The organism is Pseudomonas sp. UBA7500 (assembly GCF_002478435.1).
In the GTDB taxonomy this organism is placed as follows: domain Bacteria; phylum Pseudomonadota; class Gammaproteobacteria; order Pseudomonadales; family Pseudomonadaceae; genus Aquipseudomonas; species Aquipseudomonas palmensis.
This window is the reverse complement of record NZ_DLNW01000008.1, coordinates 29161-49986: the sequence shown is the minus strand read 5'-3', so window position 1 is coordinate 49986 and position 20826 is coordinate 29161. Positions and strand designations below refer to the sequence as shown.

At 63.4% G+C, this 20826-nt stretch carries 17 protein-coding genes and 1 pseudogene; 9 read left to right on the top strand and 9 right to left on the bottom strand.

The annotated features are described in order from the left end of the window. From cysG to ftsK, 6 genes are all read right to left on the bottom strand, one after another. Positions 1–1379 (bottom strand): siroheme synthase CysG (gene cysG / locus B4I46_RS06375; RefSeq protein ID WP_286899133.1); only part of this gene is annotated, 1379 nt, incomplete at its 3' end. Then, entirely contained in the window at positions 1380–2660 is a 1281-nt protein-coding gene (serS, locus tag B4I46_RS06370) for a serine--tRNA ligase (RefSeq protein ID WP_043860845.1), read from the bottom strand. Between the two features lie 17 nt (positions 2661–2677). After that, the gene (gene crcB, locus B4I46_RS06365; RefSeq protein ID WP_043860846.1) at positions 2678–3052 is read right to left on the bottom strand and encodes a fluoride efflux transporter CrcB; all 375 of its coding nucleotides are present in this window, start codon (positions 3050–3052) and stop codon (positions 2678–2680) included. Next, positions 3049–4374, bottom strand: coding sequence for a replication-associated recombination protein A (locus B4I46_RS06360; protein ID WP_043860847.1), 1326 nt, complete (start codon positions 4372–4374; stop codon positions 3049–3051). The genes crcB and B4I46_RS06360 overlap by 4 nt, the downstream gene beginning before the upstream one ends. Positions 4375–4393: 19 nt before the next feature. Further along, positions 4394–5017, bottom strand: a complete 624-nt coding sequence (gene lolA / locus B4I46_RS06355; RefSeq protein WP_043860848.1) for an outer membrane lipoprotein chaperone LolA — start codon at positions 5015–5017, stop codon at positions 4394–4396. Positions 5018–5082: 65 nt separating this feature from the next. Then, on the bottom strand, positions 5083–7488 hold the full coding sequence (gene ftsK, locus B4I46_RS06350) for a DNA translocase FtsK (RefSeq protein ID WP_043860849.1): 2406 nt from the start codon (positions 7486–7488) through the stop codon (positions 5083–5085). A 341-nt stretch (positions 7489–7829) separates the two neighbouring features. Here ftsK and aat point away from each other — a divergent pair. The 3 genes and pseudogenes from aat (at position 7830) to infA (ending at position 9611) form a co-directional block, all read left to right on the top strand. Next, positions 7830–8508: pseudogene (gene aat, locus B4I46_RS06345) on the top strand (leucyl/phenylalanyl-tRNA--protein transferase). A 75-nt stretch (positions 8509–8583) separates the two neighbouring features. After that, positions 8584–9291, top strand: a complete 708-nt coding sequence (locus tag B4I46_RS06340) for an arginyltransferase (RefSeq protein WP_043860851.1) — start codon at positions 8584–8586, stop codon at positions 9289–9291. A 101-nt stretch (positions 9292–9392) separates the two neighbouring features. Beyond that, the gene (gene infA / locus B4I46_RS06335; protein WP_002553999.1) at positions 9393–9611 is read left to right on the top strand and encodes a translation initiation factor IF-1; all 219 of its coding nucleotides are present in this window, start codon (positions 9393–9395) and stop codon (positions 9609–9611) included. Between the two features lie 130 nt (positions 9612–9741). Here the strand turns inward: infA and clpA are convergent, their stop codons facing one another. Next, positions 9742–12012: an ATP-dependent Clp protease ATP-binding subunit ClpA gene (gene clpA, locus B4I46_RS06330; RefSeq protein WP_043860852.1), complete on the bottom strand. Its 2271-nt coding sequence runs from the start codon at positions 12010–12012 to the stop codon at positions 9742–9744. Positions 12013–12042: 30 nt separating this feature from the next. Beyond that, the gene (clpS, locus tag B4I46_RS06325) at positions 12043–12405 is read right to left on the bottom strand and encodes an ATP-dependent Clp protease adapter ClpS (protein WP_043860853.1); all 363 of its coding nucleotides are present in this window, start codon (positions 12403–12405) and stop codon (positions 12043–12045) included. Positions 12406–12633: 228 nt separating this feature from the next. Between clpS and cspD the strand changes: the two genes are divergently transcribed. Continuing rightward, a complete protein-coding gene (gene cspD / locus B4I46_RS06320; protein WP_058541364.1) occupies positions 12634–12888 on the top strand; it encodes a cold shock domain-containing protein CspD in 255 nt (84 codons plus the stop codon). Positions 12889–12949: 61 nt separating this feature from the next. On the opposite strand, the gene icd is transcribed toward cspD, so the two are convergent. After that, positions 12950–14206 carry an NADP-dependent isocitrate dehydrogenase gene (icd, locus tag B4I46_RS06315; protein ID WP_043860855.1) on the bottom strand — a complete coding sequence of 419 codons (1257 nt, stop codon included), beginning with the start codon at positions 14204–14206 and terminating at the stop codon, positions 12950–12952. 418 nt (positions 14207–14624) lie between these two features. Here icd and B4I46_RS06310 point away from each other — a divergent pair, with 418 nt between their 5' ends. The 5 genes from B4I46_RS06310 to purB all read left to right on the top strand — a co-directional run bounded on the left by B4I46_RS06310 (position 14625) and on the right by purB (position 20775). After that, the gene (locus B4I46_RS06310) at positions 14625–16850 is read left to right on the top strand and encodes an NADP-dependent isocitrate dehydrogenase (RefSeq protein ID WP_054915101.1); all 2226 of its coding nucleotides are present in this window, start codon (positions 14625–14627) and stop codon (positions 16848–16850) included. Positions 16851–17013: 163 nt separating this feature from the next. Continuing rightward, positions 17014–17454 carry an NUDIX hydrolase gene (locus tag B4I46_RS06305; protein ID WP_054915102.1) on the top strand — a complete coding sequence of 147 codons (441 nt, stop codon included), beginning with the start codon at positions 17014–17016 and terminating at the stop codon, positions 17452–17454. A 73-nt stretch (positions 17455–17527) separates the two neighbouring features. Continuing rightward, the gene (gene mnmA / locus B4I46_RS06300; protein WP_286899123.1) at positions 17528–18649 is read left to right on the top strand and encodes a tRNA 2-thiouridine(34) synthase MnmA; all 1122 of its coding nucleotides are present in this window, start codon (positions 17528–17530) and stop codon (positions 18647–18649) included. Further along, complete coding sequence (hflD, locus tag B4I46_RS06295; RefSeq protein ID WP_043860859.1) at positions 18649–19269, top strand: high frequency lysogenization protein HflD; 621 nt, start codon at positions 18649–18651, stop codon at positions 19267–19269. Before mnmA ends, hflD begins: the two co-directional genes overlap by 1 nt. A 135-nt stretch (positions 19270–19404) precedes the next feature. Beyond that, positions 19405–20775 (top strand): adenylosuccinate lyase, encoded by a 1371-nt coding sequence (purB, locus tag B4I46_RS06290; protein WP_043860860.1) that lies wholly within the window; start codon positions 19405–19407, stop codon positions 20773–20775. The last annotated feature ends 51 nt before the right edge of the window (positions 20776–20826 follow it).

The window sequence follows — 20826 nt, the reverse complement described above, 5'->3', positions numbered from 1 at the left end:
GCCCCTTCGAACCACGCCAGCTTCTCGCGAAGCTGCACCACCTCGCCCACGATCACCAGCGTCGGCGCATGCACTTCATGCTCCGCCACCAGTTGCGGCAGGTCGGCCAGGGTGCCGGTAAACACCCGCTGGTTGGTGGTAGTGCCCTGCTGCACCAGCGCCGCCGGCGTACTAGCCGCACGACCGTGACGAATCAGCTCGGCACAGATGGTCGGCAAGCCCACCAACCCCATGTAGAACACCAGGGTCTGCGCAGGCGCCACCAGGTCATTCCACGGCAGGTTGCTGGTACCGTCCTTGAGGTGGCCGGTCACGAAGCGCACCGACTGGGCATAATCGCGGTGGGTCAGCGGGATGCCGGCATACGCCGAACAGCCGCTGGCTGCGGTGATGCCCGGCACCACCTGGAAGGGTATGCCATGCTCGGCCAGCTCTTCGATCTCCTCGCCACCCCGGCCGAAGATGAACGGATCGCCGCCCTTGAGGCGCAGCACGCGCTTGCCTTGCTTGGCCAGGGTCACCAGCAGCTGGTTGATCTGGTCCTGCGGTACGCTGTGATCGGCGCGGCGCTTGCCCACGTAGATGCGCTCGGCGTCGCGCCGGCACAACTCGATGATGGCGGGCGCCACCAGGCGGTCGTACAGCACCACATCGGCCTGCTGCATCAGGCGCAGCGCACGGAAGGTCAGCAAGTCCGGATCACCCGGCCCCGCCCCCACCAGGTACACCTCGCCCGAGGTCTGCGGCAGCGCGCCGTCCACCTTGGCCTGCAGCAGGCGTTCGGCTTCGGCGCCCTGCCCGGCCAGCTGGCGCTCGGCAATCGGGCCCTGGAACACGTCTTCCCAGAACCCACGACGCTGGTTCACGTCGGGGTACAGCTCCTTGACCCGATGGCGAAAGCGCGCGGCCAGGCCGGCCAGTTCGCCATAGGCGGCAGGAATCCAGGTTTCCAGCTTGGCGCGGATCAGGCGTGCCAGCACCGGCGCATCGCCGCCGCTGGACACTGCCACCACCAGTGGCGAACGGTCGACGATCGCCGGGAAGATCACCGTGCACAAGGCCGGCGCATCCACCACGTTGACCGGCACACAGCGCTGGCGCGCATCGGCCGATACCTGGGCGTTGAGCGCCTGGTCGTCGGTGGCGGCGATGATCAGCTGGCAACCGTCGAGGTCGCTTTCGTGATAGCCGCGGGCCAGGGTCTGGCCGCCACTGGAGCGTGCCAGTTCGGCCAGTTGCCCCTCGATTTCAGGGGCAACCACCCGCAGCACGGCACCTGCATCGGCCAGCAGGCGAGACTTGCGCAGGGCAATCTCGCCTCCACCTACGACCAGCACCTGGCTGCCCCGCAGGTTGTGGAACAGCGGCAGGAACTCCATTTAACCGATGATCTCCAGGCCACCCATGTAAGGCTTGAGCACGTCCGGTACACGGATGCTGCCATCAGCCTGCTGGTAGTTCTCCAGCACTGCCACCAGGGTACGGCCTACAGCCAGGCCCGAGCCGTTGAGGGTGTGCACCAGCTCCGGCTTGCCGGTTTCCGGGTTGCGCCAGCGGGCCTGCATGCGGCGCGCCTGGAAGTCGCCGCAATTGGAGCACGAGGAAATTTCGCGGTACTTGTCCTGGCTCGGCACCCACACTTCCAGGTCGTAGGTCTTCACGGCACTGAAGCCCATGTCGCCGGTGCACAGCGACAGTACGCGGTAAGGCAGCTCCAGCAGTTGCAGCACGCGCTCGGCGTTGGCAGTCAGGCCTTCGAGGGCTTCCATCGACTTGCCCGGCTCGACCACCTGGACCATCTCGACCTTGTCGAACTGGTGCTGGCGGATCATGCCGCGGGTATCGCGACCCGACGCACCGGCTTCGCTACGAAAGCACGGGGTGTGGGCGACGAACTTGATCGGCAGTTGCTTGGCATCGACGATTTCGCCGGCCACGATGTTGGTCAGCGACACTTCGGCCGTCGGGATCAGGTAGAAGTCGGCCTCGCCTTCGCGGCTGATCTTGAACAGGTCTTCCTCGAACTTGGGCAGCTGGCCGGTACCTTGCAGCGCCGGGGCCTGTACCAGGTACGGGGTGTAGGCTTCCTCGTAGCCATGCTCGGCGGTGTGCAGGTTGATCATGAACTGCGCCAGGGCACGGTGCAGACGGGCGATCGGGCCGCGCAGCAGGGCAAACCGCGCACCCGACAGCTTGGCTGCGGTCTCGAAGTCGAGGTAGCCGTTACGCTCGCCCAGGGCGACGTGGTCCTGGATCGCAAAATCGAAACTGCGCGGGGTGCCCCAGCGGCGCACTTCGACGTTGTCGTCTTCATCGGCGCCCACCGGTACGCTGGCGTCCGGCAGGTTGGGGATGGTCAGCAGGATAGCGTCCAGCTCTTCGCGGATACCTTCCAGCTCCACCTTGCCGGCAGCCAGTTCGTTGGCCATGCGCTCGACGTCGGCCATCAGCGGGGCAATGTCCTCACCCTTGGCCTTGGCCTGGCCGATGGATTTGGAACGGGCGTTACGCTCGGCCTGCAGCTGTTCGGTGCGGGTCTGCACAGACTTGCGGCGCTCTTCAAGTGCTTCGATGCGCGCGACATCCAGGCTGAAGCCACGGGAAGCCAGGCGATCCGCCACTTCCTGAAGTTGGCCGCGTAACAGTTGGGAATCGAGCATATCGTTTTCTCGCTGGTTCAGAATTTGGTCAAGGACAAACCGGCCCAGGTGGCGAGCAGGCCACCCACTACACTGAGGCTGGCATAGCCGAACGCCAGGGGCGCTTGCCCGCTTTCGAGCAGGCGTACGGTGTCCATGGAAAAGGATGAAAAGGTCGTCAGGCCGCCAAGGAAGCCGACGATCAGGCCTGCGCGCAGCTCGACCGGCACCAGCGGGCGATGCAGAAACAGCCCGTAGAGCAAGCCGATCAGCAGGCAGCCAATCAGGTTGACCGCCAGCGTACCGAGATAGAAGTGGCGTGGCCAGTGGGCATTGACCCAATTTCCCGCAGCAAAGCGCAGCAGCGTGCCGGCAATGCCCCCGGCGCTGACTGCGGCCACCAGGGCAATCATGGCTTCCTCCGCTGGCGCGGGCTCAGGCGATCGAGTTCGGCCAGGTGGCGCAGCTTCTCGCCGATCTTCAGCTCCAGGCCGCGAGGCACCGGCTGGTAGTACTGGCGCGGCGCGAGGTCATCGGGAAAGTAGTCTTCGCCCGCCGCATAGGCATCGGGCTCGTCGTGGGCATAACGGTACTCGTCGCCGTAGCCCAGTTGCTTCATCAGCTTGGTGGGTGCGTTGCGCAGGTGCAGTGGCACTTCCAGCGAACCATGCTCGGCGGCTTCGCGCAGGGCGGTCTTGAAGCCCATGTACACCGCGTTGCTCTTGGGCGCACAGGCCAGGTACGTAATGGCCTGGGCCACCGCCAGCTCGCCCTCGGGGCTGCCCAGGCGCTCCTGCACGTCCCACGCGGCCAGACACAGGCTCAGCGCACGCGGGTCGGCGTTGCCGATGTCTTCGCTGGCCATGCGCACCACGCGCCGCGCCAGGTACAACGGGTCGCAGCCGCCATCGAGCATGCGCGCGAACCAGTACAGCGCCCCATCGGGGTTGGAGCCGCGCACCGACTTGTGCAATGCGGAAATCTGGTCGTAGAAGGCCTCGCCGCCTTTGTCGAAACGTCGACGGGTATCACCGAGCAGGCTTTGCAGCAGCTCCACCCCGATCTCGCTGCCGTCTTCGGCCAGGTCCGAGGCATTCTCCAGCAGGTTGAGCAGGCGCCGGCCATCGCCATCGGCGGCAGCCAGCAGCATCTTGAAGGCTTCGTCGCCCAGGCTCAGGTTGCGCTTGCCCAGGCCGCGCTCCTCGGTCAGTGCGCGCTCCACCAGGCGGTGCAACGCGGCTTCGTCCAGGCTCTTGAGCACATACACGCGCGCCCGCGACAGCAGGGCGTTGTTGAGTTCGAACGAGGGGTTTTCGGTGGTGGCGCCGATGAAGATCAGCGTACCGTCTTCCACATACGGCAGAAAGGCGTCCTGCTGCGACTTGTTGAAGCGGTGCACTTCGTCGACGAACAGGATGGTGCGCCGCCCGTACTGGGCGGCCTGCTGCTTGGCGATCTCCACCGCCTGGCGGATCTCCTTGACCCCGGCCAGTACGGCTGAAACGGTCTCGAAGTGCGCCTCGCAGAACTGTGCCAGCAAACGCGCCAGGGTGGTCTTGCCCACCCCGGGCGGGCCCCAGAAGATCATCGAGTGCAGCGCGCCCTGCTCCAGTGCCTCGCGCAGCGGCTTGCCGCGCGCCAGCAGGTGCTGCTGGCCGACGTATTCGTCCAGGTTGGCCGGGCGCAGGCGCGCGGCCAAGGGCTGGGCAACAGGGTCACTTCGAAACAGGTCCATGGACGCGGGCTTGACCTCTTTACTCTTGAATCACGTCGGCGCCTTCAGGCACGACGAACTTGAATTTGCTCGCCGGGATCGGCTCATTGGCCTTGACCCCGCTGAACAGGATGTTGGTGCGCTGGCCGACGCTGTCGATCAGTTGCATATCGTTTACCAGCCCCTTGCGGAACGACAGGCGCAGCGAGTCGAACAGGGTGTCCTTGGTTTTGGGCTTGAGCGTGAAATCGATCACGTCACCCTGTTGCTTGGAGGTGATATCGAAGCTCTGGCTGATTTTCGAGATATCACCCGACAACAGCAAGGCCGGCGTTTCGGTCAGACGCTCGTCGAGCTTCTTGATGGTCGCCTGCTCCAGGTCCGGGTCCCACAGGGTCACCTTCTTGCCGTCCGACACCACCACCTGCTCGGCAGGCGCATCGGTGTGCCAGTAGAACAGGCCAGGGCGCTGCACCGCCATCTGACCGGTGGTTTCCTGCAACTGGGTGCCGCTGCCATCGAGGGTCAGTTGCGAGAAACCGGCAGAAATGGTCTTGGACGTCTCCAGCAATTGGGTCAGGCTTTTGACGTCCGCCTCTGCGGCGAAAACCGAAGCGCTGGACAGGGCCATGGCGGAAACCAACAGCATGCGAATCAGGCGCATGGAAATCCTCGTTGCAGTAGGGGTGGGCAGGCGGCCGTCAATGGCCGCCGGCAGATAAGGAATCATCAGTCGCGCATCGGTCCGGGCGCAATCACTTCACGCGAACCGTTGGTGTTCATGGCAGTGACCACACCGGCCATTTCCATCGCCTCGATCATGCGGGCGGCGCGGTTGTAGCCAATCTTGAGCTTGCGCTGTACCGCGGAAATGGAGGCACGACGGCTTTCGAGCACGAACTGCACGGCCTCGTCGTACAGCGCGTCGGTTTCGGCGTCATCGTCACCGCCACCACCACCGCCCCCATCGAAGCCGCTGCCGGCCTCTTCGACACCGCTGAGGATGTCGTCGTTGTAGTCCGGGGCGCCGCGCAGCTTCCAGGCCTCGACCACGCGGTGAACCTCTTCGTCGGACACGAAGGCGCCGTGCACGCGAATCGGCAGGCTGGTGCCCGGCGGCATGTACAGCATGTCGCCATGGCCCAGCAGTTGTTCGGCGCCGCCCTGGTCGATGATGGTGCGCGAGTCGATCTTGCTCGATACCTGGAACGCCATGCGGGTCGGGATGTTGGCCTTGATCAGGCCGGTGATCACGTCCACCGACGGACGCTGGGTGGCCAGGATCAGGTGGATACCGGCAGCCCGCGCCTTCTGCGCGATACGGGCGATCAGTTCTTCGACCTTCTTGCCGACGATCATCATCATGTCGGCGAATTCGTCCACCACCACCACGATGGTCGGCAGGGTCTTGAGCAGCGGCGGCACGTCATCCATGCTTTCGCGCTTGAACATCGGGTCGTAGATCGGCTCGCCCGCTTCTTCGGCGTCCTTGATCTTGCGGTTGAAGCCGGCCAGGTTGCGCACGCCCATGGCCGCCATCAGCTTGTAGCGGCGCTCCATCTCGGCCACGCTCCAGCGCAGGGCATTGGCGGCGTCCTTCATGTCGGTGACCACCGGGCACAGCAGGTGCGGGATGCCTTCGTAGATCGACAGCTCGAGCATCTTCGGGTCGATCATGATCAATTTGGCGTCTTCGGGGCCGGACTTGAACAGGATCGACAGGATCATCGCGTTCACGCCCACCGATTTACCGGAACCTGTGGTACCGGCCACCAGCAGGTGCGGCATCTTGGCCAGGTCGGTGATCACCGGCTTGCCGCCGATATCGTGACCCAGGGCCATGGTCACAGGCGACTTGGCCTCGTCATACTGCGGCGACGACAGCACCTCGGAGAAGCGCACGATCTGGCGGTCTTCGTTGGGAATCTCGATACCCACCGTGGTCTTGCCCGGGATCACTTCGACCACGCGCACGCTGGTTACCGCCAGCGAGCGCGCCAGGTCCTTGGCCAGGTTGGCGATGCGGCTGACCTTGACCCCGGCGGCCGGCTGGATTTCGTAGCGGGTGATCACAGGGCCGGGGTGGATCGAGTCCACCGACACTTCAACCCCGAACTCCTTGAGCTTGATTTCCAGCAGATGGCCCACGCCCGCCAGGGACTCTGGCGAATAGTTGACCTTCTTCTTCTCGGCCGGGTCGAGAATCGAAATCGGTGGCAGCGTGCCTTCGATGGCGCTGTCCACGAACAACGGCGCCTGCTTTTCCTTCTGCACGCGCTTGCTCGGCTCTGGCGCCTTGGCCGGCGCCGGCATGATCACCGGTGGCACATGCTGCTCGCGTTCGGCCACATGCTTGCTCAGCGCGGTATCGCGCTCGATGATGCGTTCCTTGGCCTTGAGCTGCTCGCGGCGGTCGGGCACCACAGGCGCCACCACGTCGTGCACCTGCTCGTCGACTTCACGCAATTGGGCAACCAGGCGCTTGCGCTCGTTGCGCCCGGCCCACCAGCGGTTGGCCGCACCCTGGAACAGTTCGAACAGGTCGAGGGTGATCTTGCCGGTGATGTCCATCACCTTGAACCACGACAGGTCGGTGAACACGGTCAGGCCGAACAGGAACAGCGCGATGAACATCAGGGTGCTGCCCTGCACGTTCAGCGCGTTCTTGGCCAGGTCACCCAGGCTTTCGCCCAGCGCGCCGCCCGCCGAGGCCGGCAGGCTCGGGGCCGAATGGAAATGGATATGCGCCAGCGCGGCGCCCGACAGCACCAGGAACACCAGGCCGATCAAACGCCAGGAGAACAGCCAGCCGCTCCACTGCCAGGGCTGATGACGTTCGCGGAAGATCTGCCAGGTCTTGATCGCCAGCAGCAACGGGAAGATATAGGCGAAATAGCCCAGCACCATGAACAACACGTCGGCAAAGAACGCCCCGGCGCGACCGGCGGCGTTCTGCACCTGCTCGACATTGCTGGTATGGCTGAAGCCCGGGTCGGCCTGGTCGTAGGTGAGCAAGGCCATCCACAGGTACAGGCACAGCGCGCCCATGGCGATCAGCGCACCTTCCTTGAGCCGGTAGTGCAGCTGCTGGCGCCAGATCGGCTCGGGGTTGGGTGTTGCGGTGGATTTCTTCAAAACGCGTCTATTCCTGCGCTCAATGCGCGTCCAACAGGGGTCGACCGGGCGACCGGGTCAACAAACCACTACTTTTAACATTACTGCCCGCCTGCCGCCATGACGGCACGCCGGAACGAGGCGTAAACGGGGGCCAATTTCCTATACGGCAATTTGAGCACGCATTCTCTTTTGTGACAAAGGCTTATGCGGGGTTTTTGCGTAGTTGGGACAGCATAGTGCAGGTTAAGTTGCGCCGCCTGCCAACGCCGGCGGGGCAACGGCAGGCGCCGGCCTTGCCGACGAAGCCTTTTGCGGCGATCCTTCCCCTCCCCTCCTCCACCGCACGGCGACCCACCTCCATGCTGACCTGGCTGAGCCGCAACAACCTGGACTTCCCGCCCCCTGGAAAAGGCCCTGCACGAACCCAACGGCCTGCTCGCCGCCGGCGGCGACCTGAGTGCCGAGCGCCTGGTGCAGGCCTATCGCCATGGCTGCTTCCCCTGGTACCAGGACGGCCAGCCGATCCTGTGGTGGTCGCCCGACCCGCGCACCGTGTTGTTCCCGGACGAGCTGCATGTGTCGCGCTCGCTGCGCAAGGTCATTCGCCAGGGCCGCTATCAGGTCAGCTTCGACCAGGACTTTGCCAGCGTGATCAGTGCCTGTGCGGCGCCTCGCGACTATGCCGACGGCACCTGGATCACCGACCCCATGCAGGCTGCCTACCTCACGCTGCACCAGCAGGGCTTCGCCCACTCGGTGGAAGTGCGCGAAAACGGCGAGCTGGTGGGCGGGCTCTACGGCCTGGCCATGGGCCGCCTGTTCTTTGGCGAATCGATGTTCAGCCGCGCCGACAACGCCTCCAAGGTGGGCTTCGTGCACCTGGTGGAACACCTCAAGGCGGCCGGCTTCGTGCTCATCGACTGCCAGATGCCCACCAACCACCTGCACAGCCTCGGCGCCCGCGCCATCGCCCGCAGCGCCTTTGCCGAGTACCTGCGCAACTACCTCGACCAGCCGGCCAACGTCAGCTGGGCCTGACGTCCTGGCGTTTGCTAGGCGAGTTTTCACAGCTGGCTTACACTTAATCCAAACGCACCTCCCGAGGGGTTGATCATGACAGAGCTGGCGCGGTTGAAGTTTTATGCCACTCAACCCCATGCCTGCAGCTACCTGCCAGACGAGCAAGCCACCACGCTGTTTCTCGACCCGAGCCAGCCAATGGACGCCAACGTCTACGCAGACCTGTCGGAAATGGGCTTTCGTCGCAGCGGCGACCACCTGTACCGCCCGCATTGCCAGAACTGCAATGCGTGCGTACCTGCGCGCATCCCGGCGGCTCGCTTTACGCCCAATCGCCAGCAGAAGCGCATCATCAAGCGCAACGCCGACCTGGTGGTGACCCCCGCACGCCCTCGGTTCAACGAAGAATACTTCGAGCTGTACCGCCGCTACATCGAGCAGCGCCATGCCGACGGCGACATGTACCCGCCCAGCCGCGACCAGTTCTCCACCTTCCTGGTCCGCGACCTGCCGTTTTCACGCTTCTACGAGTTTCGCCTGGACGGCAAGCTGCTGGCGGTGGCGGTCACCGACCTGCTGCCCAACGGCGTATCGGCGGTGTACACCTTCTACGAACCCCAGGAAGAACGGCGCAGCCTGGGACGTTTCGCGATCCTCTGGCAGATCAGCGAAACCCTGCGCCTGGGGCTTGAAGCGGTCTATCTCGGGTACTGGATCAAGAACTGCAAAAAGATGAATTACAAGACCCAGTACCGCCCCATCGAGCTGCTGATCAATCAACGATGGGTCACGCTTAACTGAAACCCTTGGCTTGAACCCCATTTTTCGGGCACAATGCACGCCACTTTTTAGCCTGGCGCAGTTGCACCGGGCCGGCAACTGGACACCGAGGGCTTTACTGCATGTCGAAAGAAGACAGCTTCGAAATGGAAGGCACTGTCGTCGACACCCTGCCCAACACCATGTTCCGCGTGGAGTTGGAAAATGGGCACGTCGTTACCGCGCATATCTCCGGCAAGATGCGCAAGAACTACATCCGTATTCTCACCGGCGACAAGGTCCGCGTCGAACTGACGCCTTATGACCTGAGCAAAGGGCGCATCACCTACCGCGCCCGCTAAACGCTACACACAAGAACGCCCGGCCAGTGCCGGGCGTTTTTGCGTGCCTGCCTGAAAAGCCTGGCCGGCAAGGCCGACTCCTACCAGGGCTGCATCACCCCGCAGGAGCCGGCCATGCCGGCGAACGCGATCAGGCCATCTCGGCCGTGGTCTCGAAGTCGAACACCAGCTCGCCATCGCGCAGGTCGATGTGCACCACGCCGCCATGCTCGGCCAGCTCGCCAAACAGGATCTCTTCGGCCAGCGGCCGCTTGATCTTGTCCTGGATAAGCCGCGCCATGGGCCGCGCACCCATCTGCGCATCGTAGCCACCGGCTGCCAGGTAGCTGCGAGCAGCATCCGACACCTCCAGCAGTACGCGCTTGTCTTCCAGCTGGGCCTGCAGTTCGGTGAGGAACTTGTCGACCACGCTCTTGATCACTTCGTGGCTCAGGCGACCAAACTGGATGATGGTGTCCAGGCGGTTGCGGAACTCCGGCGTGAAGCTCTTCTTGATCACTTCCATCGCGTCGGACGAGTGGTCCTGATGGGTAAACCCGATCGAGGCCCGTGCCGCAGTCTCGGCGCCGGCGTTGGTGGTCATGATCACGATGACGTTGCGAAAGTCCGCCTTGCGCCCGTTGTTGTCGGTCAGGGTACCGTGGTCCATCACCTGCAGCAGCAGGTTGAAGACTTCCGGGTGAGCCTTCTCGATTTCATCGAGCAGCAGCACGCAATGCGGCTGCTTGGTGATGGCTTCGGTCAACAGGCCGCCCTGGTCGAAACCGACATAGCCCGGAGGCGCACCGATCAGGCGCGACACAGTGTGACGCTCCATGTACTCGGACATGTCGAAACGCACCAGCTCGACCCCCAGCGCCTTGGCCAGCTGACGCGCCGCCTCGGTCTTGCCGACCCCGGTAGGGCCTGCAAACAGGAACGAGCCCACCGGCTTGTCCGGCGCCTTCAGGCCCGCACGCGACAGCTTGATAGCGGTGGCCAGCGAATCGATCGCGGCATCCTGGCCAAACACGGTCAGCTTCAGGTCGCGCTCCAGGTTGCGCAGCAGCTCCTTGTCGGAACTGGTGACGTGCTTTGGCGGAATGCGCGCAATCTTGGCGACGATGTCCTCCACCTGCTGCACATCGATGCGCTTGACGCGCTTCTCGACCGGCTGCAGGCGCTGGTACGCCCCCGCCTCGTCGATCACGTCGATGGCCTTGTCTGGCATGTGACGGTCATTGATGTAGCGCGCTGCAAGCTCCGCTGCGGCACGCAGCGACTCATCGCTGTACTCGATGCTGTGATGGGACTCGAAACGCCCCTTGAGGCCGCGCAGGATGCCGATGGTGTCTTCCACCGACGGCTCGCTGACATCCACCTTCTGGAAGCGCCGCGCCAGGGCCCGGTCCTTCTCGAAGATGCCGCGGAACTCCTGGAACGTAGTCGAGCCGATGCAACGGATATCACCCGAAGACAGCAGCGGCTTGAGCAGGTTGGACGCATCCATCACCCCGCCCGATGCCGCACCGGCGCCGATGATGGTGTGGATTTCGTCGATGAACAGGATCGCCTGCGGACGCTTGCGCAGTTCGCCGAGCAGCGCCTTGAAGCGCTTCTCGAAGTCGCCACGGTACTTGGTACCGGCCAGCAAGGCGCCCAGGTCCAGCGAATAGACCACGCTCTGGGCCAGCAGGTCAGGCACCTGCCCGTCGACGATACGCTTGGCCAGGCCTTCGGCGATGGCGGTCTTGCCCACCCCGGCCTCGCCCACCAGCAGCGGGTTGTTCTTGCGCCGACGCGCAAGGATCTGCGCCACGCGCTCGACCTCGGTCTCGCGCCCCACCAGCGGGTCGATACGCCCCTGGCGTGCCAGTTCGTTGAGGTTGCTGGCATAGGCATCCAGCGGATTGCTCGAGGACGAGGCTTCGCCGCCGTCTTCGTCCTGCATGTCCTGCTCGCCGTCCTGGTGTTCGCCATGGCCCGGCACCTTGGAGATGCCGTGGGCGATGTAGTTGACCACGTCGATTCGCGCGACACTTTGCTGTTTGAGCAGGAACACCGCCTGGCTTTCCTGCTCGCTGAAGATCGCCACCAGCACATTGGCGCCGGTGACTTCACGTTTACCCGAGCTCTGTACATGGAACACGGCACGCTGAAGCACCCGCTGGAAGCCCAGGGTTGGCTGGGTCTCGCGGTCTTCATCATGCACGGGGATCAGTGGCGTGGTGGAGTCGATGAACTCCTGCAGGTCGTGCTTGAGCTTGTCGAGGTTGGCTCCACAGGCACGCAAAACGGTTGCGGCGGCCTCATTATCCAAAAGCGCCAGCAGAAGGTGTTCGACGGTCATGAACTCATGACGCTTCGAACGGGCCTCCTTGAAGGCCAGATTGAGGGTGACTTCGAGCTCGCGGTTTAACATAGCTTCACCTCATACCCAAGTGGTCGGCGATTAACCGTCCTTCTCGATTTCACAGAGTAGCGGATGCTGGCTTTCCCGGGCGTATTGGTTGACCTGCATGGCCTTGGTCTCGGCGATGTCGCGGGTAAACAATCCGCACACTGCCCGCCCTTCTGTATGGACGGCCAGCATGACCTTGGTCGCCAGCTCGCGATTCAGGTTAAAAAACACCTCGAGCACTTCGACGACGAAATCCATCGGTGTGTAGTCATCGTTGAACAAAACCACCTTGTACATCGGTGGTGCCTGCAGCGCGGGCTTGGCTTCCTGTACCGCCAGACCAGAGCCATCGTCCTCATCCTGCTGCGGGCGATCCTGATTGAATGTTAGTCGAATCTGGCTATGTGCATGCATGGAAAGAAATTCATCATTTCGACAGGTTAAGGTTGAATGTGGACCGCCTGGCCACACGCCGGAACGGCCGTCGCCTGACCTTGACTATCGGCAAATCGGTGTTACAACCAATAAGAGCCCACCGTGGTCGATAAAGATCCGCGCAGTCAACCAGAATTTTCGCAGGTTCATAGGCGGATGGAGTGGATGATACTCCAGTGATGGAGTCCTTTGCAGAGGGATATGAGGATGGCAACCGGCAAAGTCAAGTGGTTCAACAATGCCAAGGGATTCGGATTCATCAACGAGGATGGCAAGGATGAGGACCTGTTTGCCCACTTCTCTGCCATTAACATGGAAGGTTACAAGACCCTGAAGGCCGGACAAGTCGTCACATTCGATATCATTCAGGCACCCAAGGGGTTTCATGCGCAGAACATAAGACCCGTCGTCACCAGCGCCCAGAGCGAGCCCGCCGGCAGCGCGACCACGATCGACGCCTGAACACCCCAGGAACACCAGGGCCGGCCTGCCCTCTCGGACAGGCCGGCCTTTTGCTGCCCGCTTACATGTGCTTGATCAGCGCCTCACCGAAGCCCGAGCTCGACACCAGCGTCGCACCTTCCATCAGGCGTTCGAAGTCGTAGGTCACGGTCTTGGCCTTGATAGCCCCGTTGGTGCCCTTGATGATCAGGTCCGCCGCCTCTGTCCAGCCCAGGTGACGCAGCATCATCTCGGCCGACAGGATCACCGAACCAGGGTTGACCTGATCCTTGCCGGCATACTTGGGCGCCGTGCCGTGGGTGGCCTCGAACATGGCCACGGTGTCCGACAGGTTGGCACCCGGCGCGATGCCGATACCGCCCACCTCCGCCGCCAGGGCGTCGGACAGGTAGTCACCGTTCAGGTTGAGGGTTGCGATCACGTCGTACTCGGCCGGACGCAGCAGGATCTGCTGGAGCATGGCGTCGGCAATGGCGTCCTTGACGATCACTTCACGCCCGGTCTTGGGGTTCTTGAATTTCATCCACGGGCCGCCATCGAGCAGCTCGGCGCCGAATTCGTTCTTGGCCACCTCGTAGCCCCAGTCCTTGAAGGCCCCCTCGGTAAACTTCATGATGTTGCCCTTGTGCACGATGGTCAGCGACTCGCGGTCGTTATCCACCACATACTGCAGGGCCTTGCGCACCAGGCGCTGGGTGCCTTCCTTGGAAACCGGCTTGATGCCGATGCCGCAATCCTGGTCGAAGCGGATCTTGGTGACACCCATTTCCTCCTTGAGGAACTTGATGACCTTGTTCGCCTCGGGCGAGCCGGCCTTCCACTCGATGCCGGCATAGATGTCCTCGGAGTTCTCGCGAAAGATCACCATGTCGACGTCGCCAGGTTTTTTCACCGGGCTGGGCACACCCTCGAACCACACCACCGGACGCAGGCACACGTACAGGTCCAGTTGCTGGCGCAGGGCGACGTTCAGCGAACGGATGCCGCCGCCGACCGGGGTGGTCAGCGGGCCCTTGATCGATACCACGTAGTCTTTCACCGCATCCAGGGTTTCCTGGGGCAGCCAGGTGTCCTGGTCGTAGACCTGGGTGGCCTTCTCGCCGGCGTACACCTCCATCCAGGAGATCTTGCGCTTGCCGCCATAAGCCTTTTCGACTGCAGCATCGACCACCTTGATCATCACCGGGCTGACATCGACGCCAATACCGTCACCTTCAATGAAGGGGATGATCGGATTGTCGGGAACATTGAGAGAATGGTCTGCGTTGACGGTGATTTTGTCACCGACTGCCGGAACCTTGATTTTCTGGTATCCCATGCTGCACTCCGCTTTTTTCTGGTTGATAGGACTTCATGCAATCCCCAGAGCCTAACCCAGTTGAACGCAGACGCAAACCTCGCCGAAAAAACCGTCATACCAGCGTAAAACGCTCTACGTCTTTGGTCTAAAAGTGGCCATCCGACATGTTGACCTTGATGATTACGACCAAGGGTTTGATATACTCCGCCGGTGACCAAAGGGTCACTGGGGGCGACCGGTCCGAATAGAGACGTCCGGCCCCGACAAGACTGGGCTGTTACCGCAGTTCAGCCGTTTGACACTCGACTGATGCAACCCACCATCACAGCCCGGAATCCTCGACTTTCTGCTCATGGATCCGCTTGAGCGAAGCGCCTATCCTGCGCACCCCTCGAGATTCCGCGCACGCTCAGCAAAACAGAGAGTTAACCCGAATATGCCCACCCGATCCAAGATCATCTACACCTTCACCGACGAAGCCCCCGCCCTCGCCACCTACTCACTGCTGCCCATCGTCGAAGCGTTCACCGCCACTGCCGACATCGCCGTCGAAACCCGTGACATCTCGCTCGCTGGCCGTATCCTCTCTGCCTTCCCTGAACAGCTCGGCGCCGACAAGCAAGTGGCCGACCACCTGGCAGAACTGGGCCAACTGGCAACCACGCCTGAAGCCAACATCATCAAGCTGCCGAACATCAGCGCCTCGGTACCGCAGCTGAAGGCCGCGATCAAGGAACTGCAAGCCAAGGGCTTCAACATCCCGGACTACCCGGACACCGTCAGCACCGACGCGGAAAAAGAAGCCCGCGCCCGCTACGACCGCATCAAGGGCAGCGCCGTGAACCCGGTACTGCGCGAAGGCAACTCCGACCGCCGCGCACCGCTGTCGGTCAAGAACTACGCCCGCAAGCACCCGCACAAGATGGGCGCCTGGGCAGCCGACTCCAAGTCGCACGTCGCGCACATGGACAACGGCGACTTCTACGGCAGCGAAAAAGCCGCGCTGATCGAAGCCGATGACAGCCTGCGCATCGAACTGCTGGCCAAGGACGGTTCGACCACCGTCCTGAAAGAAAAGACCGCGGTCAAGGCCGGCGAAATCGTCGACTGCGCCGTGCTCAGCACCAAGGCCCTGCGCAGCTTCATCGCTGCCCAGATCGAAGAAGCCAAGGCCCAGGGCGTACTGCTGTCGGTTCACCTGAAAGCCACCATGATGAAGGTCTCCGACCCGATCATGTTCGGCCAGATCGTCGCCGAGTACTACAAGGACGCGCTGACCAAGCACGCCGCCGTACTGGAGCAGGTCGGCTTCAACCTGAACAACGGCATCGGCGACCTGTACGCCCGCATCAAGGACCTGCCAGCCGAACAGCAGGCCCAGATCGAAGCCGACGTGCAGGCTGTGTATGCCGTGCGCCCGGCGCTGGCCATGGTCAACTCCGACAAGGGCATCACCAACCTGCACGTGCCGAGCGACGTCATCGTCGACGCCTCGATGCCGGCGATGATCCGCGACTCGGGCAAGATGTGGAACACCGAAGGCCAACTGCAGGACACCAAGGCAGTGATCCCGGATCGCTGCTACGCCACCATCTACCAGGCGGTGATCGAAGACTGCAAGCAACACGGCGCCTTCGACCCTACCACCATGGGCAGCGTGCCGAACGTCGGCCTGATGGCACAGAAGGCCGAAGAGTACGGCTCCCACGACAAGACCTTCCAGGCCAAGGCTGATGGCGTGATCCGCGTCGTCGACGGCAAGGGCAACCTGCTGCTGTCCCAGGACGTCGAGGCCGGCGACATCTTCCGCATGTGCCAGACCAAGGACGCGCCGATCCAGGACTGGGTCAAGCTGGCCGTCAACCGTGCCCGCGCCAGCGCCACCCCGGCGATCTTCTGGCTCGACCCGCAACGCGCCCACGACGGCGTGCTGATCGAGAAGGTCCAGAAGTACCTGAAAGACCACGACACCACCGGCCTGGACATCCGCGTCCTGTCGCCTGTCGAGGCCATGAAGGTTTCGCTGCAGCGCATCCGTGCCGGCGAAGACACCATCTCGGTCACCGGCAACGTGCTGCGTGACTACCTGACCGACCTGTTCCCGATCATGGAACTGGGCACCAGCGCCAAGATGCTGTCGATCGTGCCGCTGATGAACAACGGCGGCCTGTTCGAAACCGGCGCCGGCGGTTCGGCACCCAAGCACGTGCAACAGCTGGTGGAAGAAAACTTCCTGCGCTGGGATTCGCTGGGCGAGTTCCTGGCCCTGGCAGCTTCGCTCGAGCACCTGAGCACCGCCTACGCCAACCCCAAGGCCAAGGTACTGGCTGCGACCCTGGACCAGGCCACCGGCCAGTTCCTGGACAACAACAAGTCCCCTGCGCGCAAGGTTGGCAGCATCGACAACCGTGGCAGCCACTTCTACCTGACCCTGTACTGGGCCCAGGCACTGGCTGCACAGACCGATGACGCGGCGCTGCAAGCACGCTTCGCACCGCTGGCCAAGGCGCTGACCGAGAACGAAGCGACCATCGTCGCCGAGCTCAACGCAGTCCAGGGCAAGCCGGTTGAAATCGGTGGTTACTACTACCCCGATGCCGAGCTGACCGCCAAGGCAATGCGCCCGAGCCAGACCTTCAACAACGCGGTTGCCGCGCTGTAAGGTTGGCTTGAGCTGACACACAGACCCCGGCCACGCACCGGGGTTTGTGCTTTCTGGAATCTGTGTCGTCTGCATCGCGGGTCAAGCCCGCTCCCACAGGGGTTGTGTGGGAGCGGGCTTGACCCGCGATGCAGGCGACGCTGCCCTGAGCAGGAGCACCCGCATGACCTGGCAACCCCACATCACCGTCGCCACCATCGTCGAAGACAACGGCCGCTTCCTGCTGGTCGAGGAATTCAAGGCCGGCCGGCACGTCTTCAACCAGCCCGCCGGCCACCTCGAAGCCAACGAAACCCTGCTCGAAGCCGCCCTGCGCGAGACCCTCGAAGAAACCGCCTGGGACGTCGAGCTTACCGGCATCGTCGGCATCTACCTCTATACCGCCCCCAGCAACGGCGTGACCTACCAGCGCATCTGCTTCGCTGCCCGCCCGCTTCGCCACCACCCCGAACGCGCCCTGGACACCGACATCGTGCGCGCCACCTGGCTCACCCGCGACGAACTGCTGGCCGACCCCGAGCGCTGGCGCAGCGAGCTGGTGCCGCAATGCATCGACGACTACCTGGCCGGCCCGCTGCACAGCCTGAGCCTGATCCGCAATTGAAGCCGCGGCTTTCGCCTTGCGCGGCGCAGCCTGATAGAATCGACGTCTTTTTCCAGATACACAGCCGGTACCTATGACCAGTCCAGCACTCTACGAACCCGAAAAGACACGCGTCATCGTCGGCATGTCCGGCGGCGTGGACTCTTCCGTCTCCGCCCTCCTGCTGATCGAGCAGGGCTACCAGGTGGAAGGCCTGTTCATGAAGAACTGGGAAGAGGACGACGGCACCGAATACTGCACCACCCGCGAAGACCTGGCCGATGCCCAGGCCGTGTGCGACCGCATCGGCATCAAGCTGCACACTGCCAACTTTGCCGCCGAGTACTGGGACCACGTGTTCGAGCACTTCCTGGAAGAGTACAAGGCCGGGCGCACGCCGAACCCGGACATCCTGTGCAACCGCGAAATCAAGTTCAAGGCGTTCCTCGACTACGCCCTGATGCTCGGTGCCGACCTGATCGCCACCGGCCACTATGTGCGCCGCCGCGACATCGACGGGCGTACCGAGCTGCTCAAGGGCCTGGACCCGAACAAGGACCAGAGCTACTTCCTGCACGCCGTCGGCGGCGAGCAGATCGCCCGCACGCTGTTCCCGGTGGGCGAACTGGAAAAGCCCGAGGTGCGCGCCATCGCCGAAAAACACGGCCTGGCCACGGCCAAGAAGAAGGACTCCACCGGTATCTGCTTTATCGGCGAGCGCCGCTTCAGCGATTTTCTCAAGCAGTACCTGCCGGCGCAGCCCGGTGAAATCCAGACCACCGAGGGTGAAGTCATCGGCCAGCACCACGGCCTGATGTACCACACCATCGGCCAGCGTCAGGGCCTGGGCATCGGCGGCCTCAAGGATGCCAGCGACGAGCCGTGGTACGTGCTGGAGAAAGACCTCAGCCGCAACGTGCTGGTGGTCGGCCAGGGCAACGAGCACCCGTGGCTGTTCTCCCGCGCCCTGCTCGCCTCGGAGATCTTCTGGGTCAACCCCGTCGACCTCTCCAGCCCGCGCCAGCTGACGGCCAAGGTGCGCTACCGCCAGAGCGACCAGGCGTGCACCCTGGAACGCACCGCAAGCGGCTACCGCGCCGTTTTCGACGAGCCGCAGCGCGCCGTGACGCCGGGCCAATCGGTGGTGTTCTATGACGGTGAGGTATGCCTGGGGGGCGGTGTGATCGAAGTGGCCGAGCCCTGGAGCAGCCGCTGATGAACCAGATGCAAGAACAACTGGTGGCCCTGGGCGGGGTATTCCAGGCCGCCGTGCTGGTCGACCGAATCGCCCGCACAGGCCAGGCCAGCGAGGCCGACCTGGGCTGCATGCTCGGCAGCCTGCTGGTACGCGACCCCAAGGACACCCTGGAGGTGTTCGGCGGTGACGACCTGAACCTCAAGGATGGCTACCGCGCCCTGGCCAGCGCGCTGGAGCGCGATCCTGCCAGCCTGCAGCGCGAGCCGCTGCGCTACGCCTTGTCGATGCTGGGCCTGGAGCGCCAGCTGGCCAAGCGTGGCGACATGCTCGACACCATCGGCAAGCGCCTGCCGCAGATCCAGTCCCAGGCCGATCATTTCGGCCTGGTGCATGAAAACGTGATCGCTTCGTGCGGCGCCCTCTACCAGGACACCCTGAGCACCCTGCGCCAGCGTATCCAGGTGCATGGCGACATGCGCAACCTGCAGCAGCCCAACAATGCCTCGAAGATCCGCGCCCTGCTGCTGGCCGGCATCCGTGCTGCGCGCCTGTGGCGCCAGCTGGGCGGACACCGCTGGCAGCTGGTGATCAGCCGGCGCAAGCTGCTCAAGGAGCTGTACCCGATGCTGCGCGGCTGACCCTGACCGCGTCGCGGCCTTCGCTGGCTTGCCAGCGAAAAGGCCCGAAAGACCTTTTGTCACCCTCAAAACCCGGGCGCGTTTTTCATGTATGATATGCGCCCTTTTCGTTGCCCGACTGTCCGAGAACACCCCATGCAGCTTTCCTCGCTCACTGCGGTTTCCCCTGTTGACGGCCGCTACGCCGGCAAAACCCAGGCCCTGCGCCCCATCTTCAGCGAATACGGCCTGATCCGTTTCCGCGCCCTGGTCGAGGTCCGCTGGCTCCAGCGCCTGGCCGCCCACCCGCAAATCGCTGAAGTACCAGCGTTTTCCGCCGAAGCCAACGCCGTGCTCAACGCCCTGGCCGACGACTTCGCCCTCGAGCACGCCGAGCGCGTCAAAGAGATCGAGCGCACCACCAACCACGACGTCAAGGCCATCGAGTACCTGCTCAAGGAGCAGGCCGCCCAGCTGCCGGAACTGGCCAAGGTCAGCGAGTTCATCCACTTCGCCTGCACCAGCGAGGACATCAACAACCTGTCCCACGGCCTGATGCTGCGCGAAGGCCGCGACAGCGTGCTGCTGCCGCTGATGCGCCAGATCGCCGAGTCGATCCGCGAACTGGCCCACCGCTTCGCCGACGTACCGATGCTGTCGCGCACCCACGGCCAACCGGCTTCGCCGACTACCCTGGGCAAAGAGCTGGCCAACGTGGTGTACCGCCTGGAGCGCCAGATCGCCCAGGTTGCCGCCGTGCCGCTGCTGGGCAAGATCAACGGCGCCGTGGGCAACTACAACGCCCACCTGTCGGCCTACCCGCAGATCGACTGGGAAGCCAACGCCCGCGCCTTCATCGAAGACGAGCTGGGCCTGGTGTTCAACCCCTACACCACCCAGATCGAACCGCACGACTACATTGCCGAGCTGTTCGACGCAATCGCCCGCTTCAACACCATCCTGATCGACTTCGATCGCGATATCTGGGGCTACATCTCGCTGGGCTACTTCAAGCAGCGCACCATTGCCGGCGAAATCGGTTCCTCGACCATGCCACACAAGGTCAACCCGATCGACTTCGAGAACTCCGAAGGCAACCTGGGCATCGCCAACGCGCTGTTCCAGCACCTGGCCAGCAAGCTGCCGATCTCGCGCTGGCAGCGCGACCTGACCGACTCCACCGTGCTGCGCAACCTGGGCGTCGGTTTCGCCCACAGCGTGATCGCCTACGAGGCCAGCCTCAAGGGCATCAGCAAGCTGGAAATCAACGAAGCCCGCATTGCCGAAGACCTGGACGCCTGCTGGGAAGTCCTGGCCGAGCCGATCCAGACCGTGATGCGCCGCTACGACATCGAAAACCCGTACGAGAAGCTCAAAGAGCTGACCCGCGGCAAAGGTATCAGCCCTGAAGCGCTGTTAACCTTCATCGATGGCCTGGACATGCCGGCCGAAGCCCGCGCCGAGCTGAAGAAGCTGACCCCGGCCAACTACATCGGTAATGCCGCGGCACAAGCCAAACGCATCTGATTGCCCCCGCGTTTTGACGCCCGGCTTGGCCGGGCGTTTTTATTGCTGAAA

Excerpts from the sequence above, each read along its gene's own strand:
- serS (WP_043860845.1), bottom strand. The coding sequence starts at position 2,660 with ATGCTCGATTCCCAACTGTTACGCGGCCAACTTCAGGAAGTGGCGGAT.
- crcB (WP_043860846.1), bottom strand. The coding sequence starts at position 3,052 with ATGATTGCCCTGGTGGCCGCAGTCAGCGCCGGGGGCATTGCCGGCACG.
- B4I46_RS06360 (WP_043860847.1), bottom strand. The coding sequence starts at position 4,374 with ATGGACCTGTTTCGAAGTGACCCTGTTGCCCAGCCCTTGGCCGCGCGC.
- lolA (WP_043860848.1), bottom strand. The coding sequence starts at position 5,017 with ATGCGCCTGATTCGCATGCTGTTGGTTTCCGCCATGGCCCTGTCCAGC.
- B4I46_RS06340 (WP_043860851.1), top strand. The coding sequence starts at position 8,584 with ATGACAGAGCTGGCGCGGTTGAAGTTTTATGCCACTCAACCCCATGCC.
- infA (WP_002553999.1), top strand. The coding sequence starts at position 9,393 with ATGTCGAAAGAAGACAGCTTCGAAATGGAAGGCACTGTCGTCGACACC.
- clpA (WP_043860852.1), bottom strand. The coding sequence starts at position 12,012 with ATGTTAAACCGCGAGCTCGAAGTCACCCTCAATCTGGCCTTCAAGGAG.
- clpS (WP_043860853.1), bottom strand. The coding sequence starts at position 12,405 with ATGCATGCACATAGCCAGATTCGACTAACATTCAATCAGGATCGCCCG.
- cspD (WP_058541364.1), top strand. The coding sequence starts at position 12,634 with ATGGCAACCGGCAAAGTCAAGTGGTTCAACAATGCCAAGGGATTCGGA.
- icd (WP_043860855.1), bottom strand. The coding sequence starts at position 14,206 with ATGGGATACCAGAAAATCAAGGTTCCGGCAGTCGGTGACAAAATCACC.
- B4I46_RS06310 (WP_054915101.1), top strand. The coding sequence starts at position 14,625 with ATGCCCACCCGATCCAAGATCATCTACACCTTCACCGACGAAGCCCCC.
- B4I46_RS06305 (WP_054915102.1), top strand. The coding sequence starts at position 17,014 with ATGACCTGGCAACCCCACATCACCGTCGCCACCATCGTCGAAGACAAC.
- mnmA (WP_286899123.1), top strand. The coding sequence starts at position 17,528 with ATGACCAGTCCAGCACTCTACGAACCCGAAAAGACACGCGTCATCGTC.
- hflD (WP_043860859.1), top strand. The coding sequence starts at position 18,649 with ATGAACCAGATGCAAGAACAACTGGTGGCCCTGGGCGGGGTATTCCAG.
- purB (WP_043860860.1), top strand. The coding sequence starts at position 19,405 with ATGCAGCTTTCCTCGCTCACTGCGGTTTCCCCTGTTGACGGCCGCTAC.